Source organism: Variovorax sp. P5_A3, assembly GCF_056400665.1.
The window spans coordinates 1-507 of record NZ_JBFUKW010000080.1; the positions used below are offsets into that span (position 1 = coordinate 1).

Consider the following 507-nt stretch of genomic DNA (forward strand, 5'->3'; position numbering starts at 1 on the left):
ATCGAAGTGCAAAGCCGCGACGAGACGGGTCAACTGCTGCAGGCGCTGAAGAACATGAACGACAGCCTGGCGAAGGTGGTCGGCGAGGTGCGTACGGGCACGGACACGATCGCGACCGCGTCGAGCCAGATCGCGACGGGCAACCAGGATCTGTCGTCGCGCACCGAAGAGCAGGCCAGCTCGCTGGAGCAGACAGCGGCCTCGATGGAAGAACTCACCAGCACCGTCAAGCAGAACGCGGACAACGCGCGTCAGGCGAACCAGTTGGCCGTCTCGGCCTCCGAAGTCGCGGTCAAGGGCGGCAGCGTGGTCTCGCAGGTGGTGGACACCATGGGCTCGATCAATGCGTCATCCCGCAAGATCGTCGACATCATCGGCGTGATCGACGGCATCGCCTTCCAGACCAACATCCTGGCGCTGAATGCCGCTGTCGAAGCAGCACGCGCCGGCGAGCAAGGCCGTGGATTTGCTGTTGTGGCCTCCGAAGTCCGCAACCTCGCGCAACGC

General features: G+C 64.3%; 1 protein-coding gene. It reads left to right on the forward strand.

The genetic code is table 11. The features are described from left to right. Positions 1 to 507 (forward strand): methyl-accepting chemotaxis protein (locus AC1D3B_RS36250; protein WP_478195481.1); only part of this gene is annotated, 507 nt, incomplete at both ends.